This window comes from Alteromonas macleodii (assembly GCF_903772925.1).
Taxonomy (GTDB): Bacteria; Pseudomonadota; Gammaproteobacteria; order Enterobacterales; family Alteromonadaceae; genus Alteromonas; species Alteromonas macleodii_A.
In genome coordinates, this window is record NZ_LR812090.1 from 3157422 (window position 1) to 3172775 (window position 15354).

Here is a 15354-nt window from a genome sequence, read left to right on the forward strand (position 1 = left end):
TACCAATTTAAAGTTGAATACTTACTTCGATATCTTTAGTGATATGACGAAGTGATGCATTACCGTCCTGACGACCGGCCACTTCCTGCACATCGCGCTTAGCCATTAATTCACCAAGCGTAATCGAGTTCAAAAATGCGGCAATACGGTCGCTTAGGTCTTGCCACAAGCTATGGGTTAAGCAACGATCACCGCCTTGGCAATCGGCTTGCCCTTGACACCGCGTAGCATCAATAGACTCGTCGACGGCGCGAATGACTTCGCCTATTGCAATGTCACTCGCTTCGCGGCCTAATAGGTAACCGCCACCGGGCCCGCGAACACTGTCTACTAGCTGCTCTTTACGCAGTCGAGAAAAAAGCTGCTCTAAATAAGATAAGGAAATTTCTTGTCGTTCTGAAATATCGGCAAGAGGCACTGGACCACGCTTTGAATGCAAAGCGACATCAAGCATTGCGGTAACCGCATAGCGCCCTTTTGAAGTGAGTTTCATTGAATTCTCCCGCCGTTTTGTAGTGCGGGAATTTTCACATACCCGACTAAAATGGTCAAGTATAAGACCTAGTAATTTAGTCAGGTATTATTGATGCGTGTAATCGCTTTTGTTTATTAGAGGTGTAAGCTCTGATGCACTGTAACACAAAGCACTTTTTAGCGGTGTTTTTACGTTTGATTGCGCTCTTCAAAGAATATGTATTTCATACGCAAAAATTCACGTTTATTATGCCCGCTTACCATTAGCGTTTAAGTGGATATGAGCAAGAATACTGTCTGCTATTCGATGTGACTGAATATTATCAATTTGATGGCGTAACCCTCGCAGAACCTGATGCTTAGCACCAGATATAGCTTTAGCAGTTGCAGCGCCACCACTTGGGTGAACCATGTGGTCGACGTCTCCGTGTATCACTAACGTTGGTGTTTTAACGTTTCTAAGCATTGGTGTTCGATCACCTGATTTCATGATTGCACCAATTTGCCGAAACAGGGCTTTTGCATCACTCTTACCACCATTGCGCTGCCATGCTAATTTCGCATATTGGTGCCATTGGTTTATGGCATCTTCAGCTGCCGCATCACCTATATGAGTCATCATTGCTTCATAATTTCTAACCGCATCATTTTCAAATGCTGGTGCCTTTGCTCTTGCTAAACGCCATAGCGTTGAATAAGACGGTTGACCGACTTTTCGACTTCCAGTGGTAGAGAAAATCGACGTCATAGATTGCACTTTTTCTGGGTGAAGGCTCGCGAGAGTTTGCGCAATCATCCCTCCCATAGACATTCCAGCAACATGTGCGCTTTCGATATTTAGCGCCTCCAAAAGCTGGGCAGTATCTTCAGCCATACGCTCCAGCCCGTAAGCCCCTTTAGGAGCCTTGCCTCTTAGTTGCTGAAGGAGAGAAGGATGCGGTGTGTTGCTGCGCACCGACTTTCCAGCATCGCGATTGTCGAAGCAAATAACACGGAAACCACTGGCCACTAAGCGTTCTATTAGTGCTTTTGGCCAGTAAACTAATTGAAGACCCAATCCGACAATAAGTACGATTGTCTCAATGTTTTCACTACCATGTTCGGCATAACAGAATGTATCACCGTTATTAAGCGTTACAAATTGCTCATTATGCTGGGCTAAGCTCATATAAATATTCTCGTTTAGTAAATACAGGGTATCGCAGAACGCTCAAAACTCTATTCGAATTTAAGAGCAGGATCGTCTACCCGCCCTTTTCGGAAAATCTTTACATCTTCTGCATAATTAAACGACATAGACCAGGGATAATGCATCCCTTGTCGGGGTAACTTATCTAATGAACGTTGAATGTAACCGGCCCCGAAGTTAAGTAACGGCTGTGTTTCCATATTCTGCGTGGCAACGGGTGTACATGCTACATAGTCTTGTTGTTTCATATAATTCAATAGACGCGTAAGATGCTCACACAACAAACCTATTTTTAAAGTCCATGAAGAAGATGTATAACCAACCGCAATCGCAAAATTAGGCACGCCACTAAGCAGCATCCCCTTATACGTAACGCAATCTGAAAGCGTAACAGCTTTCCCATCTATTTTAGGAACTAATCCTCCTAATGGCAGAAGATTTAAGCCGGTTGCCGTTACTATAATATCGGCATCTACATGCTGCCCCGAATTGAGTTTAATTCCCGATTCGGTAAATGTATCTATCGTATCCGTTTCAACAGACGCTTTTCCACTTGAAATTGATTCGAATAAATCACCACCTGGAACTGCGCAGAGCCTCTGCTCCCAAGGGTTATAAGGTGGGTTAAAGTGAGTATCTACTGGGTACCCTGCTGGTAGCATCTTTGCATTAAGAATGCGTATTATTTTGCGCGCACGATGCGGAAAGCGCTGACAAAACCCGTACACCCAGCGCTGTTTCGCTATATTAAACCGATGCGCAGCTTTAAACGCTGTATCTTCACTAAACCATGCACGTAAATATTTTGCGACCGGATCATCAACGGGGACAGGCAATATATAGGATGGCGTTCTTTGCAGCATAGTCACGTGCGACGCGCTTTTTGCTAATGCGGGAACTAGCGTTACCGCTGTAGCACCGCTACCTATCACCACTACGCGTTTATTTTCGTATTCTAGGTCTTCGGGCCAATGCTGGGGGTGTACGATTAGACCTTTAAAGCGGGATTGCCCCTTAAAGTTTGGGGTATAACCTTTGTCATATCGGTAATAACCTGATGCGTTAAATATCCATCTTGCAGCGATTTGTTCTTGCTGTCCGCCTTTTTCTGACGATAACGTTACTCGCCAATATTTCTTATCGCTTTGCCAGTCTATATCCACGACACGTGTAAAAAAGCGTATATATTCCTTAATCCCATTTTCAGCAGCGGTCTCATCAACATAGGCTTTAATTGACGCGCCATCAGCAATAGCTTTTTTCTCTTTCCACGGTTTGAAGTCGTAACCAAAGGTAAATAAATCGGAATCTGACCGTATTCCTGGATACTTAAATAAATCCCAAGTTCCGCCTAGATCGCCCCTTGCCTCAATAATCGAATAGGACAAGTCAGGGCATTTATTTTGAATGTGATATGCACAGCCAATACCTGAAATACCCGCTCCTACGATCAAAACGTCTAAAAGTGGTAACTCGCTCTGCATAACATCCCTGAAAAGCCATAATTAACGTTACCACAATGTATGTTGGAGTCTTACACTAGTCAACACAGATGTTAAATCATTGTAAAGACGGTCTTTTTATTTACTGTTACTGTTGCAGTATAGAGGCAGAATATCTGTAGCCCTATTAGAATTAAATAGGGCTTAAACTTTAAATTGCTGGGTCGAAGGATGAATGGGCTTTTTCGCGCTCTTGAGTTTCTGTTAAATCAAAGCCCGTATCTGCGAAATCTTCAGCACTGATGTTGTGTAAATTATCGGTACACACATCGCCACCCAATGACTGAATGACCTTGCACATCTCTTCCACTTTCGTATCCATCTGATGCATGTGCTCTAGCATGACTCCCATAGCATTGGCCACTGGATCAGGGTTATCTGGCGCGACTGCATAGGCATCAAAACCATATTTCTGAGCAATTTTATCGCGCTGAGGATTTACCGTGGCATTCGACTCTTTTTGCTTAGAAATAATAATACGACCGGGAATGCCAACTGCTGTAGCGCCGTCTGGAATATCTTTAACAACTACAGAATTGGACCCTACTTTGGCGTTTTCACCAATGGTAATCGGACCTAAGACTTTAGCCCCCGCTCCCACGACTGCGCCGTTTTTAAGTGTTGGGTGGCGCTTGCCGGCTTTCCAGCTAGTACCACCAAGAGTCACCCCATGGTATAGAGTAACATCATTGCCAATTTCGGCGGTTTCACCGATAACGACGCCCATACCGTGGTCGATAAATACCCGTCGTCCTAACGTTGCCCCTGGATGAATTTCAATGCCCGTAAGCCAACGACTAAACGTTGATAATGTGCGTGCCAACCATTTCCATTCTGCCTTCCACAATTTGTGGCTAATTCGATGTAGCCACACAGCATGAAGGCCAGGATAGTTGGTTAATACTTCAAAGGTATTTCTGGCCGCAGGGTCGCGGTGAAAAACGCCTTTTACATCATCTTTAATGCGGGCAAACATAACTGCTTACTCTTTCTCGTCTTTATTTTCGGTGGAGTTAGCGCTTTTAACCGATTTGTCGATAGACGCCAATATTCCGCGTAAAATATTAAGCTCTTGAGATTCAGGACGTGCGCGGTTAAACAAGCGGCGTAGCTTAGTCATTACCACACCTGGGTGGCTTTTACGTATAAAAGACGTGCCTTCAAGCGTTGTTTCCAAATGGGTATAAAAACGCTCTAAATCGTCATTTAGCGGGTATTCTTCTTCAACGCTTGGATAAGTTTCGCGATTTAAATACGCCATGCGAATTTCATAACACAGTGTTTGAACTGCAGCCGCTAAGTTAAGCGAGCTATATTCAGGGTTAGCGGGAATGCACATGTGAAAGTGACATTGCTGCAATTCTTCATTCGTCAAACCACTGTTTTCACGGCCGAAAACCAAGGCTACTGGGTACTTTTCTACTTCCTGTACAAGCTTCTCTCCGCAGTCACGGGGGCCAAGCATAGGCCACGAGTGAGTGCGCGAACGGGCTGACGTTCCTACCACTAAGCCACAGTCTTTAACAGCTTCTTCTAATGTTCCTACTATTTTAGCGTTTGCCAGCACATCGCCCGCACCTGCTGCTAGGGCACTCGCTTGACCATCGGGTTCATTTACTGGGTCAACAAGATAAAGGCTACTCAGGCCCATGGTCTTCATAGCACGCGCTGTTGAGCCTATGTTTCCTGTGTGAGAAGTGTTAACCAAAATGATGCGAATATTTTCGAGCATGCGTGTGATACCTACGTACTTTTATAAATAGATGATATTCGCGAACGCGTATCACCTTACAATCTTAAATTAGTTCAAGTTTATCATAGCGGCAGTATAGAAGGCTATGAGCAGCTCAAGCCCCCTTAAGTTATGTTGCATGCCATATAATTTTTTGAACCGGCCAGTTTGCCCTTCCCCACGGCTCTTATTGAGGACAATTCCAATCAGTGTTGAAAAAATACGGGATATCATTAATTGTTTCGCTAATGGGAATTCATTTGCAACGCGCATAGATTCTGGTAGACTCCGCCCGTTTTCGCAAACAACTAGCTATTTTTTATACAGCTGGTTTGTTTCATTGGTCTTTTACAATTGGTGGTTTATCTATGCATCCTATGCTGAATATTGCGGTGCGCGCTGCGCGTGCGGCTGGAACAGTTATTGTTCGTGGTTTTGAAAAACATAATGAAGTAGCGACAGAGTCAAAAGGCTTAAACGACTTCGTTACTCAAGTTGATAAAGAAGCGGAACAAGCAATTATTGCCAAAATTCAGCAGTCTTACCCGAACCATTGCTTCCTAGGCGAAGAAGCGGGTGAGGTTCTGGGCACAGAAACAGACTATCAGTGGATTATCGATCCGTTAGATGGCACCACTAACTTTGTAAAAGGCATCCCTCACTTTGCCGTTTCAATTGCACTTCTTCACAAAGGTCGTCTAGACCAAGCGGTTGTTTTCGACCCAATTCGCAGTGAATTATTTACCGCGAGCCGTGGTCAAGGCGCACAGCTAAATGGCTATCGTATCCGTGCTTCTAAACCACGTGACCTTACTGAAACCATTATTGCTACTGGCCTACCTTTCAAAAACAAATCTCAGTTTGGCGAGTATGCACTTAGCCTAAACAAAATTTTCCACGAAGTGGGTGACATTCGCCGCGCAGGTAGTGCAGCGCTAGATCTTGCTTACGTCGCGGCTGGCCGTCACGATGGGTACTGGGAGCGTGGTATCAAGTCTTGGGATATTGCCGCGGGCGAACTTATTGTTCGTGAAGCTGGCGGTTTAGTTACCGACTTTAAAGGCGGCAATGACCCACTTCACAAAGGTGAAATTGTTGCCGGTAGCGTAAAAGTGGTTCAAGGCTTGGTTAAACACCTTAAGTAAATACTTTAAAAAACATGTACAAACACTTATCAGTGTTTGTACATGTAGCATTTTACGAGATTAGACTAACAATCAATATAATCGGCTCTTACCTGCACACAGTCGTTGGTTCCCGCACGACATATTTGCCCAGTCCCTTCTACAATTCTACAACCGCCTAGGTTAGTCCATGTATTCGCTCTTGGAATCAACGTTCCCCCATTTGACGCGTCAAACCCCACTGCGTCAATCAGTGAGCCTGAACCACCTCCTTCTGTCAGCGTTTTTGTATTGAGTAGTTTGGTCAACATTTCTGACAAACATACCGAAATTGGGATTTCGGTTAAATCGGTATAACCGCCAAAAAGGCTGGTAATTCTGTATCCATCAATTGTTGAAACACCAGGGATAAGTTTAAAATTCAAATTTAAAAACCTCTCAGTGCTGCTCCTCAATCTTGGTAATCGAGTAATCTCTCTTTTTTCACCGTGATAACTAACTTCATAAACTAGTTTGCCACCGTTATCATCTTCTCTTGTAACGAAATAACTATTTTGTCTTTGTGAGAAGTTAATCGATACGCCTAACGATGTCCCTAGCGATAACGATACGTTAGTATCTATTTGAGAAGTGAAGTCTTTCCATGAACTCAGCCCCATTTGTCTGGTTATTTGTTGGGTTGACTGATTTTCAACATTATTCCGAAACTCGGCTGAACCAAAGATTTGCGATGCATGGTTTGAACAATCTGGCCCACCGCTGTTTGACGAAGTCATTGCCACAACCCCTGCACCGCCGCTACTTATAGATACGTTTTGCGTGTTAGCACTGATGAACGGCTCTGCTTCTATCCATATGTTTTGTTCCATTCCACGACGAAAATCTTCGTCAATTTCGTAAAACATCTCCAAAGCATCACGCTCTTCTTGAATCATCGATTTGTCAGTCACTGTAATGTCATAAGCAGTGCCCCAATCTACTGTTTGGACAGCACGCACTTCAAACTTAAAACTAGTTCGGTTTATGGGATCAGTAATAATAAGTTCTTGAGTTGTTGTGGGACAAGAAAAGGTAGTATTTCCAAGCAAAACTTGGCCATCGTTACCTAGGTTTTCAGCAACACATTCGGGTTGAATGTGATAAGAGCGTGCCATATCAATCGCATCAGAGTAGCTGCAGTCGTCGCAAACGTACGTTGAAGTTAGCTCACTTGCCGTGGAGGGTATCGACAACATTATTAATAATGAGAGTATCGATATTTGTATCAGGTAGCGCATAATAGAATTCCTTATCTATTTGTAAATTAAATTATTTATATGCGACCCAGCGCTAAATTAAGCTAGCAGTACCCCTTACTAATGTCAATTCTATAAACTGCTTAAAATCTGAAATAGAGGAAAAAAGGTGTTTAAGAAGCTTGTCACAAATGCCAAACTAAAATCAGTGGCGATGTCTTTATTTTGTGGTTTCGAAGGAGACTGTGTACATTTTTTCAATCAAGATTTAGCAGAGTTTATCTCTATAGTATCTGCAACTTCCGAGAAATTGAAATTCATATTAGTACCTAAACGTAGGCTTCAAATGACTTGCTTTTCAAATCATATTACATAAATAACCCACTAACTCCCATGGCATTTTTATATATTGGTTTAATGCGCCTATTACTCCAATAAAAAAACCACATCGAATTGATGCGGTTTTTTAAATTTGGCCTGAACTACCTGAAGTGAAGCATTAAGGCATAGGATCTAAATCTGCGCCTTCCTTTTCCACTTGTGGTGGCATTAGGTCTTCTTTACTAATACCCAATGCAAGTGCCACTGAACTTGCGATATACACCGATGAGTAAGTACCTACCACTACACCAAACAGCAATGCTGTTGCAAATCCGTGAATAAGCGCACCACCCTTGTAGAATAATGCAACCAATACCAACACCGTGGTTAATGAGGTGATGATAGTACGGTTTAGGGTTTGCGTTAGCGAGATATTGATAATCTCAACAGGCTCACCTTTACGAATTTTGCGGAAGTTCTCACGAATACGGTCACACACAACGATGGTATCGTTAAGTGAATAACCAATTACCGCTAGTACCGCTGCAAGTACCGTAAGGTCAAATTCGATTTGAAGTACTGAAAACAAACCTAGCGTAAGTATAACGTCGTGAGCTAGTGCCGACACTGACCCTAGAGCGAATCGCCATTCAAATCGCATTGCGACATAAACGAGAATACACAAGAGTGCGACTAGCATCGCAAGGCCGCCCTGCTCAGTAAGCTCTTCACCTACGTTAGGACCTACGAACTCGATACGACGCATATCAACCTCAGTACCGTCAGCGCGCAGCGCTGCTAGTACCTGCTCGCCAATAGTTACTGCTTTCACGCCGTCTCTAGGCGCTATACGAATCAATACGTCTTGGCTACTGCCAAAATTTTGCACAATGGCGTCTTCGAAGTTCGATTCATTAAGCTGAACACGAATGCCTTCTAAATCGGCCGCGTCTTCATAGCCAACTTCTATAAGCGTACCGCCTGTGAAGTCTAAACCCCAGTTAAGGCTATTTACACCTAAAGAAACGAATGAGCCGATAATAAGAATTGTCGACAGCACCATCGCAGGAATGCGAAGGCGCATGAAATTAACGGTTTCGGATAATTTTAATAACTGCATTTTACGCTCCTTAAATCGCTAATTTCTCAAGACGTTTACCACCCCATACTGCGTTAACAATAACGCGAGTAACTAAGATAGCGGTAAACATAGACGTTGCGATACCAATCATTAGCGTAATAGAGAAGCCTTTGATTGGGCCGGTACCCACTGCAAACAGAATTAGACCAGCAAGGAAAGTAGTGATATTCGCATCCAATATGGTTGAGAACGCGCTGTCGTAACCTTGATGGATAGCTTGTTGCGGACTGCGACCGTCACGAAGCTCTTCTCGAATACGCTCGAAAATTAGCACGTTTGCGTCTACCGCCATACCAACGGTCAGTACAATACCCGCCATACCTGGTAACGTTAACGTTGCGCCTGGGATCATCGACATAATGCCTACAATCATGACTAGGTTAGTAATAAGTGCGATGTTCGCTACAACACCAAACGCTTTGTAGTAAATCAACATGAAAACAAGCACCGCTGCCAGACCATACATAATAGCCTGCATACCCAGCTCTATGTTTTCTTTACCCAAGCTTGGGCCAACCGTACGCTCTTCAACAATTTGAATTGGCGCAATCAGTGCACCCGCACGAAGTAGCAATGCTAAATCACGGGCTTCTTTTGGTGAATCAAGACCAGTGATTTGGAATTTGCTGCCGAGCTGCGCACGAATAGTGGCAACTGAAATGACTTGCTCATGCTTTTCAAATACTAGCTTACCGTCATCATTTCTCTCACCGGTAGATTTGTACTCGATAAAGACCGTAGCCATTGGCTTACCAATATTGCCACGGGTTGAGCGAGACATTTTGTTACCGCCTTCAGAATCAAGAGAGATGTTTACGTTTGGAAGACCATATTCATCAACACCGCTGTTCGCATCAATAATATGGCTACCTGTAAGCATAATACGCTTTTCAAGAAGCTGGGGAATGCCTTGCTGGTCTTCAATCACCTGAGAACCAGGAGGAACACGACCGTTCAAAGCATCACGAATATCATTCTTCTGATCAACCATGCGAAACTCAAGTGTCGCGGTGGCATTAAGAATTTCTTTCGCACGAGCGGTATCTTGAATACCAGGAAGCTGAACAACAATACGGTCTGCACCTTGTTTTTGAACAAGAGGCTCAGCCACGCCAAGTTGGTTAACACGGTTACGAATAATAGTTATGTTTTGCTTAACCGCGTTGTCACGAATTTCTTGAAGCTTGCTTTCAGCAAAAATAGCGCGAAGCGTTAAGTCATCCACTTGGTTAAAAGTAAGGTCGCGACTTTGGTTACGCAGAAAGAACTCGGCTTTATCAAGTGCGTCTTCATCGCGAAAAGTAATATCGATATGATCGTCCACCTGCTTTACACCACGATAGCGAATACCTTCTTCACGTAATGAAGTACGGAAACCGCTCTCTGCATCTTCAAGAGACTTGGTAATAACTTCTGTCATGTCCACTTCCATTAAGAAGTGAACACCACCGCGAAGGTCAAGGCCTAGCTTCATTGGCGCGCCACCTAAACCTTCAAGCCACTCTGGCGTGTCCGGAGCAAGGTTCATAGCAACGTAATAATCATCGCCAAGGGCTTTTTCTAATGTTTCGCGAGTAACTAGTTGGGTGTCTGAATCAGAAACGCGAACTAAAATTTGTTCACCTTCAAATTCAACACGCTTTGGAGAAATGTTTTTTTCGCTTAGCGCGGCTTTCACTTGTTCAACAGTGGCATCTGTCACCACGGCATCACGGCCTGCTGAGATTTGTACGGCGTGGTCTTCACCGTAAATGTTAGGAAGCGCATAAAGTGCACACACTGCAACCACAATGAGTGCACTCAGTACTTTCCAAATAGAGTTTTTGTTTAGCACTGGATAATCCTTTCGTGCCAGTACCGGGAAGCGTCCCGGCCCCGGCTATTGTTACTTACAGTGACTTCATGGTGCCTTTAGGCAGCACAGCAGTTACTGAAGACTTCTGAACAACGATGTTGTTTGATTCGTTAAGTGCAACTTCAATGAAGTCTTTTTCTTCTGACACTTTAGTGATTTTTCCTACCAAACCACCTTGTGTTAATACTTCATCGCCTTTGCCTAGCGAAGAAACTAGGTTTTTATGCTCTTTCACGCGCTTAGCCTGTGGGCGGTAAAGCAAGAAGTAAAAGATTAAACCGAATACAGCTAGCATGATGATCATTTCCATGCCGCCATTTTGCGGTGCACCAGCAGACTGTGCGTAAGCGTTCGAGATAAATAGGCTCATAAAATTCCCCAAATATTATCGTTGTTATAGTGCCGGAACCGGCAACCCTTTTTGTTCATAAAATTCTTGTACAAACTCGTCAAGCGTACCTGCGTCGATCGCATCGCGAAGACCCTGCATAACACGCTGATAGTAACGAAGGTTATGGATGGTGTTTAAGCGCGCACCCAATATTTCATTACACTTGTCCAAATGATGTAAATAAGAGCGAGAATAGTTTTTACAAGTGTAGCAATCACAATTCTCATCTAATGGTGAGGTATCATTTCTGTGCTTCGCGTTGCGAATTTTGATAACGCCTTCTGTCACAAACAAATGACCGTTTCGCGCATTACGCGTGGGCATAACACAGTCAAACATATCGATACCGCGACGCACAGACTCTACCAAATCTTCTGGCTTACCTACGCCCATTAGGTAGCGAGGTTTGTCCTCTGGAATTTTTGGCGCAGTGTGGTCGATAATGCGGATCATGTCTTCTTTTGGCTCGCCTACTGAAAGACCGCCAATGGCGTATCCATCAAAGCCAATAGCTTCTAAGCCAGCGAGTGAAACATCGCGCAGCCCTTCGTACATACCGCCTTGGATAATACCAAACAGTGCCGCTGGGTTATCACCGTGTGCCTCTTTACTGCGCTTTGCCCAGCGCAGCGACATTTCCATTGAAACCCGCGCTTCTTGCTCAGTAGCAGGGTACGGTGTGCACTCGTCAAAAATCATTACGATGTCAGAGCCCAAATCGCGCTGAACTTCCATCGACTTTTCAGGCGTAAGCAAAATCTTTTCGCCATTAATTGGAGAGCGGAACGTTACGCCTTCTTCGGTAATTTTACGCAAGTCACCCAAACTAAATACTTGGAAACCGCCCGAATCAGTAAGAATTGGCTTGTCCCAATTCATAAAGTCGTGCAGATCGCCGTGCTGGCGAATAATGCCAGTACCAGGGCGTAGCATTAGGTGAAAAGTATTTCCAAGACAGATGTGTGCACCGCTGTCTTTTAGTTCTTCAGGGGTCATTCCCTTAACAGTACCGTAAGTACCTACTGGCATGAACGCTGGAGTTTCGACAACACCGCGTTCAAACACCAAACGACCGCGACGTGCTCGGCCTTCGGTTTTTAACAACTCAAATTGCATGTGAAAGCATTCCCACTTTTACGCGCTTCTGCGCTGGGTATAAAAATAAATTGGCGGCGATTATACCAGTAATTTGGCTGAGATCATGCCCCGTATCTATGTTTATCTGTAACTAAACTAGAAAGGCCGGAAAAACACCGATTTAAGCGCTAAGAAGCGTAGACTTATGATGTGCTCAGGCGCGCTCAATAAACATAGAATCACCATAGCTAAAGAATCGATACTCTTTTTCTATCGCTTCTTGGTAGGCATTCATCACATTGTCTTTACCGGCAAATGCACTAATTAGCATCATTAGCGTAGACTCTGGAAGGTGAAAGTTAGTGAACATGGCGTCTACTACTTTAAATTCGAAGCCTGGGTAGATAAAGATTTCTGTGTCTTCGTTAAATGGCGCAATAAGCTCCCCGTCACCGCGTTCAGCGCTTGCCTTTGCCGCTGATTCCAAAGAGCGTACAGAGGTTGTACCCACTGCGATAACACGCTTTCCGTTAGCTTTTGTAGCTAACACAGCGTCAACGACTTCTTCAGGGACTTCTGCAAACTCAGCGTGCATTTTGTGCTCAAGAATATTGTCAACGCGCACGGGTTGAAAGGTACCCGCCCCCACGTGCAAGGTTACAAAAGCCAAATTCACGCCTTTCTCTTTGAGCGCCTCTAAGATGGCGTCGTCAAAGTGAAGCCCCGCAGTAGGTGCTGCAACAGCGCCTGGCTTTTGATTGTAAACGGTTTGATAGCGCTCTTTGTCTGAGTTTTCGTCTGGGCGGTCAATATAAGGAGGTAGCGGCATATGACCATGCGCTTCCAGCAGCGTTAGCACAGTTTCATCGTGGTCAAACTGCAAAATAAATAGCGCCTCGTCTCGACCAGTAACCGTCACGTTTACTTTTTCTTCAAGAATAAGCTTAGTTCCCGGCTTAGGTGCCTTACTCGCGCGAACGTGTGCCAGCGCAGTATTGTCTGACGTAATACGCTCAATAAGCACTTCAACTTGTCCGCCCGTTTCTTTTTTACCTAAAAGTCGTGCGGGAATAACTCGGGTATTATTGAAAACCAGCAAGTCGCCTTCATCTAAAAGTTCGACCATATCAGCAAACATACTGTGGCGTACTTCGCCTGTTTTACCATCTAGCTGCAAAAGGCGACTGGCTGAACGGTTTTCGGTGGGATATTTTGCAATTAGGCTTTCCGGAAGCGAAAAGCTGAATTCAGATAGTTTCATAGATAATAGATTCTTAATTAAAACGCAATTTATGTGGCTTTCTTTATGGATTAACACAATATCAAGAGGAGGTAACTATACTAAAGTTGCGGAATTTCACAGAAAGCAATGTCGACCAAAGTCTTAGAAATCCTACCTCTTAGCCTATAAGTATAGATATTAATACCCACTTATCGTTCAAAATACGCACTAGTTGAATTTTGTACTAGCGAGCAAATACTTAAACGATTAACATCTGCTCCAGATAGTGATGATGTTCTCCCATAACATTCCTTATCGTTCGTACCCGGCATTTGCTGGGTACTTTTTTATCTGCCCTATTCTACTCTTTCGAAACACTAAGATCAGTTAAGATTTCTTCTAAAAGCGCGGCATCTAAAGGTCGAGCTTTAAGCACGTATAAAATCTGAAGCAATAAATCGGCCCCCATAATACCTTTATTCACTTTATTCCTTAAATTGTCAGCGCTTTGATCCACACCAACTTCTTCAAGCCTTTGGCTTAGCGCTTGATATTTTACGCCACGCACAGACATTTCAGATTTCACGACTCTTGCAACCGTTTGTCGCCATGCATTCTTTGCACTCTGCGCATTTCCTGTGTTCACCCAGCCTCCAAAATCACACAAATGTGATATATATTTTACAAAAACACACTTTTTTACACTTATAGCATGCATTTAATGTTGACGATTATGGCACAACAGGTCTACACTGCAAGTCAAGATATTGGCGAAGACGTAAATAGTCGTTACAGTAACTGCGGTTGTTCTTTTGGTAATGCTAGGTTTTAGGTTTTGTGTTTCAACACCGATGTAAGCTAAGCAATGCGTTACAAAGCACCGAGCATACGACATTCGTTTTCAACATTATCGCTTTAATAACTAAAGGAGAAAGGTATGAGCTGGGAACTGGAAAGCATCGAAGCCTTATTTAAAGAGCACGATGACTTTGTGGTAACACATGAGGAAAACTGCTTACTTATTGCTAATCAAGACGGCATTGATGCATGGCTTGCAATTAGCGGTGAGCAAATTTTGGTAGAAAGTCTCTTGTTCGCCGCGTCGGAAGTAAAAGATAAGCCTGCGCTTGACCATGAAATACTGTCTACCCACATGGTGTTTCCTCTAACCACGGTAGGTATTTCAAATATTGGTGGCGAAGAATATTACACCGCCTTTGGTGCACTAAGTGCCCAGTCGAAAGCCGAAAGTATTGTTATTGAAGTGGAAACCTTGTTTCAAAATGTTGCATCTTTCTTAGATGCCTACGAAACACACCTTAACTAAAATTTACTTCTTAAGGAGAAGCGAATGTCAGTGTGGAAAAAACTAATTACTGCAGTAAAAGGTGGTGCTACCGAAGCTGCGCAGTCTGTTGCAGACAGTCAGGCGATTCGAATTTTGGAACAAGAAATCAGAGAAGCCAAAGAAGAACTACGCAAGTCTGATCATGCACGAACGCAGATTTTGGCGAAATGTAAACTTTCTCAACAAAAAGTAGATAGCTTTAACTCGTCAATAGCCGAGTACGAAGAGCATGCCCGTAAAGCGATAGATAACGATCGTCAGCTTGCTCTTGACTGTGCTCAGAAAGTGTCAGAGCTGAAAGAAGAACGTGAGCAAGAACAAACCTACCTTGATCAGTTCAAACAGTCTGAAAAGCAGTTGGCTAATAATATTCAGCAAGCTAAAGCGAACTTGCGTCGCTTAGAACAGCAAGTGGACATGGTCAAAGCTACTGAAAGTGTTCAAAAAGCGCAGGTTGCAGTATCTTCACGCCACATGGGCGCGAACAGCAAAATGAAGACAGCTACTGAGTCTTTGTCTCGCATTCAGGATAAGCAAAAGATGCGCAATGCGGAACTTCAAGCAGCCGAGGAACTGGCTAGCGAGGAGTCGAGCAGCGACTTAGAAAAACGCCTAGCAGAAGCGGGCATCAAAGGGGGTAAAACCTCAGCCGATGACGAGCTAGCTCGAATTCTAGGCAAGTAAGTCAAAGAATGGGAGCTAAAGGCTCCCATTTTTAATTCTTGTTACAATAATTCCTTGCA

15 protein-coding genes are annotated in these 15354 nt (G+C 43.9%); 3 read left to right on the top strand and 12 right to left on the bottom strand.

From position 1 onward, the window contains the following. Positions 1-7: 7 nt before the first annotated feature. From iscR to trmJ, 5 genes are all read right to left on the bottom strand, one after another. Positions 8-493, bottom strand: a complete 486-nt coding sequence (gene iscR / locus PCAR9_RS13660; RefSeq protein ID WP_179984062.1) for a Fe-S cluster assembly transcriptional regulator IscR — start codon at positions 491-493, stop codon at positions 8-10. 228 nt (positions 494-721) lie between these two features. Further along, the gene (locus tag PCAR9_RS13665) at positions 722-1642 is read right to left on the bottom strand and encodes an alpha/beta fold hydrolase (RefSeq protein WP_179984063.1); all 921 of its coding nucleotides are present in this window, start codon (positions 1640-1642) and stop codon (positions 722-724) included. 50 nt (positions 1643-1692) lie between these two features. Continuing rightward, positions 1693-3147 (bottom strand): flavin-containing monooxygenase, encoded by a 1455-nt coding sequence (locus tag PCAR9_RS13670; RefSeq protein ID WP_179984064.1) that lies wholly within the window; start codon positions 3145-3147, stop codon positions 1693-1695. Positions 3148-3316: 169 nt separating this feature from the next. Beyond that, on the bottom strand, positions 3317-4141 hold the full coding sequence (cysE, locus tag PCAR9_RS13675; RefSeq protein ID WP_179984065.1) for a serine O-acetyltransferase: 825 nt from the start codon (positions 4139-4141) through the stop codon (positions 3317-3319). Between the two features lie 6 nt (positions 4142-4147). Continuing rightward, positions 4148-4897, bottom strand: coding sequence for a tRNA (cytosine(32)/uridine(32)-2'-O)-methyltransferase TrmJ (trmJ, locus tag PCAR9_RS13680; protein ID WP_179984066.1), 750 nt, complete (start codon positions 4895-4897; stop codon positions 4148-4150). Between the two features lie 368 nt (positions 4898-5265). Between trmJ and suhB the strand changes: the two genes are divergently transcribed. After that, positions 5266-6042: an inositol-1-monophosphatase gene (suhB, locus tag PCAR9_RS13685; protein ID WP_179984067.1), complete on the top strand. Its 777-nt coding sequence runs from the start codon at positions 5266-5268 to the stop codon at positions 6040-6042. Positions 6043-6107: 65 nt separating this feature from the next. Here suhB and PCAR9_RS13690 read toward each other — a convergent pair whose 3' ends face one another. The 7 genes from PCAR9_RS13690 to PCAR9_RS13720 form a co-directional block, all read right to left on the bottom strand. Further along, positions 6108-7298, bottom strand: a complete 1191-nt coding sequence (locus PCAR9_RS13690; protein ID WP_179984068.1) for a hypothetical protein — start codon at positions 7296-7298, stop codon at positions 6108-6110. 457 nt (positions 7299-7755) lie between these two features. Beyond that, on the bottom strand, positions 7756-8697 hold the full coding sequence (gene secF / locus PCAR9_RS13695) for a protein translocase subunit SecF (protein WP_179984069.1): 942 nt from the start codon (positions 8695-8697) through the stop codon (positions 7756-7758). 10 nt (positions 8698-8707) lie between these two features. Continuing rightward, on the bottom strand, positions 8708-10552 hold the full coding sequence (gene secD / locus PCAR9_RS13700; protein WP_179984070.1) for a protein translocase subunit SecD: 1845 nt from the start codon (positions 10550-10552) through the stop codon (positions 8708-8710). 55 nt (positions 10553-10607) lie between these two features. Then, positions 10608-10943, bottom strand: coding sequence for a preprotein translocase subunit YajC (yajC, locus tag PCAR9_RS13705; protein ID WP_179984071.1), 336 nt, complete (start codon positions 10941-10943; stop codon positions 10608-10610). Positions 10944-10967: 24 nt separating this feature from the next. Continuing rightward, positions 10968-12080: a tRNA guanosine(34) transglycosylase Tgt gene (gene tgt / locus PCAR9_RS13710; RefSeq protein ID WP_118493223.1), complete on the bottom strand. Its 1113-nt coding sequence runs from the start codon at positions 12078-12080 to the stop codon at positions 10968-10970. Positions 12081-12255: 175 nt separating this feature from the next. Further along, positions 12256-13302: a tRNA preQ1(34) S-adenosylmethionine ribosyltransferase-isomerase QueA gene (queA, locus tag PCAR9_RS13715; RefSeq protein ID WP_179984072.1), complete on the bottom strand. Its 1047-nt coding sequence runs from the start codon at positions 13300-13302 to the stop codon at positions 12256-12258. A 322-nt stretch (positions 13303-13624) separates the two neighbouring features. After that, a complete protein-coding gene (locus PCAR9_RS13720; RefSeq protein WP_179984073.1) occupies positions 13625-13909 on the bottom strand; it encodes a DUF6471 domain-containing protein in 285 nt (94 codons plus the stop codon). A gap of 291 nt (positions 13910-14200) precedes the next feature. Between PCAR9_RS13720 and PCAR9_RS13725 the strand changes: the two genes are divergently transcribed. After that, positions 14201-14590: a DUF2170 family protein gene (locus PCAR9_RS13725; RefSeq protein ID WP_118493217.1), complete on the top strand. Its 390-nt coding sequence runs from the start codon at positions 14201-14203 to the stop codon at positions 14588-14590. A 24-nt stretch (positions 14591-14614) separates the two neighbouring features. Next, entirely contained in the window at positions 14615-15295 is a 681-nt protein-coding gene (locus tag PCAR9_RS13730) for a PspA/IM30 family protein (RefSeq protein ID WP_118493215.1), read from the top strand. The last annotated feature ends 59 nt before the right edge of the window (positions 15296-15354 follow it).

Bases quoted from the DNA above. Each gene is read 5' to 3' on its own strand.
- PCAR9_RS13690 (WP_179984068.1), bottom strand. From the start codon at position 7,298: ATGCGCTACCTGATACAAATATCGATACTCTCATTATTAATAATGTTG.
- PCAR9_RS13730 (WP_118493215.1), top strand. From the start codon at position 14,615: ATGTCAGTGTGGAAAAAACTAATTACTGCAGTAAAAGGTGGTGCTACC.
- PCAR9_RS13725 (WP_118493217.1), top strand. From the start codon at position 14,201: ATGAGCTGGGAACTGGAAAGCATCGAAGCCTTATTTAAAGAGCACGAT.
- cysE (WP_179984065.1), bottom strand. From the start codon at position 4,141: ATGTTTGCCCGCATTAAAGATGATGTAAAAGGCGTTTTTCACCGCGAC.
- suhB (WP_179984067.1), top strand. From the start codon at position 5,266: ATGCATCCTATGCTGAATATTGCGGTGCGCGCTGCGCGTGCGGCTGGA.
- secF (WP_179984069.1), bottom strand. From the start codon at position 8,697: ATGCAGTTATTAAAATTATCCGAAACCGTTAATTTCATGCGCCTTCGC.
- trmJ (WP_179984066.1), bottom strand. From the start codon at position 4,897: ATGCTCGAAAATATTCGCATCATTTTGGTTAACACTTCTCACACAGGA.
- queA (WP_179984072.1), bottom strand. From the start codon at position 13,302: ATGAAACTATCTGAATTCAGCTTTTCGCTTCCGGAAAGCCTAATTGCA.
- PCAR9_RS13670 (WP_179984064.1), bottom strand. From the start codon at position 3,147: ATGCAGAGCGAGTTACCACTTTTAGACGTTTTGATCGTAGGAGCGGGT.
- tgt (WP_118493223.1), bottom strand. From the start codon at position 12,080: ATGCAATTTGAGTTGTTAAAAACCGAAGGCCGAGCACGTCGCGGTCGT.
- yajC (WP_179984071.1), bottom strand. From the start codon at position 10,943: ATGAGCCTATTTATCTCGAACGCTTACGCACAGTCTGCTGGTGCACCG.
- iscR (WP_179984062.1), bottom strand. From the start codon at position 493: ATGAAACTCACTTCAAAAGGGCGCTATGCGGTTACCGCAATGCTTGAT.
- PCAR9_RS13665 (WP_179984063.1), bottom strand. From the start codon at position 1,642: ATGAGCTTAGCCCAGCATAATGAGCAATTTGTAACGCTTAATAACGGT.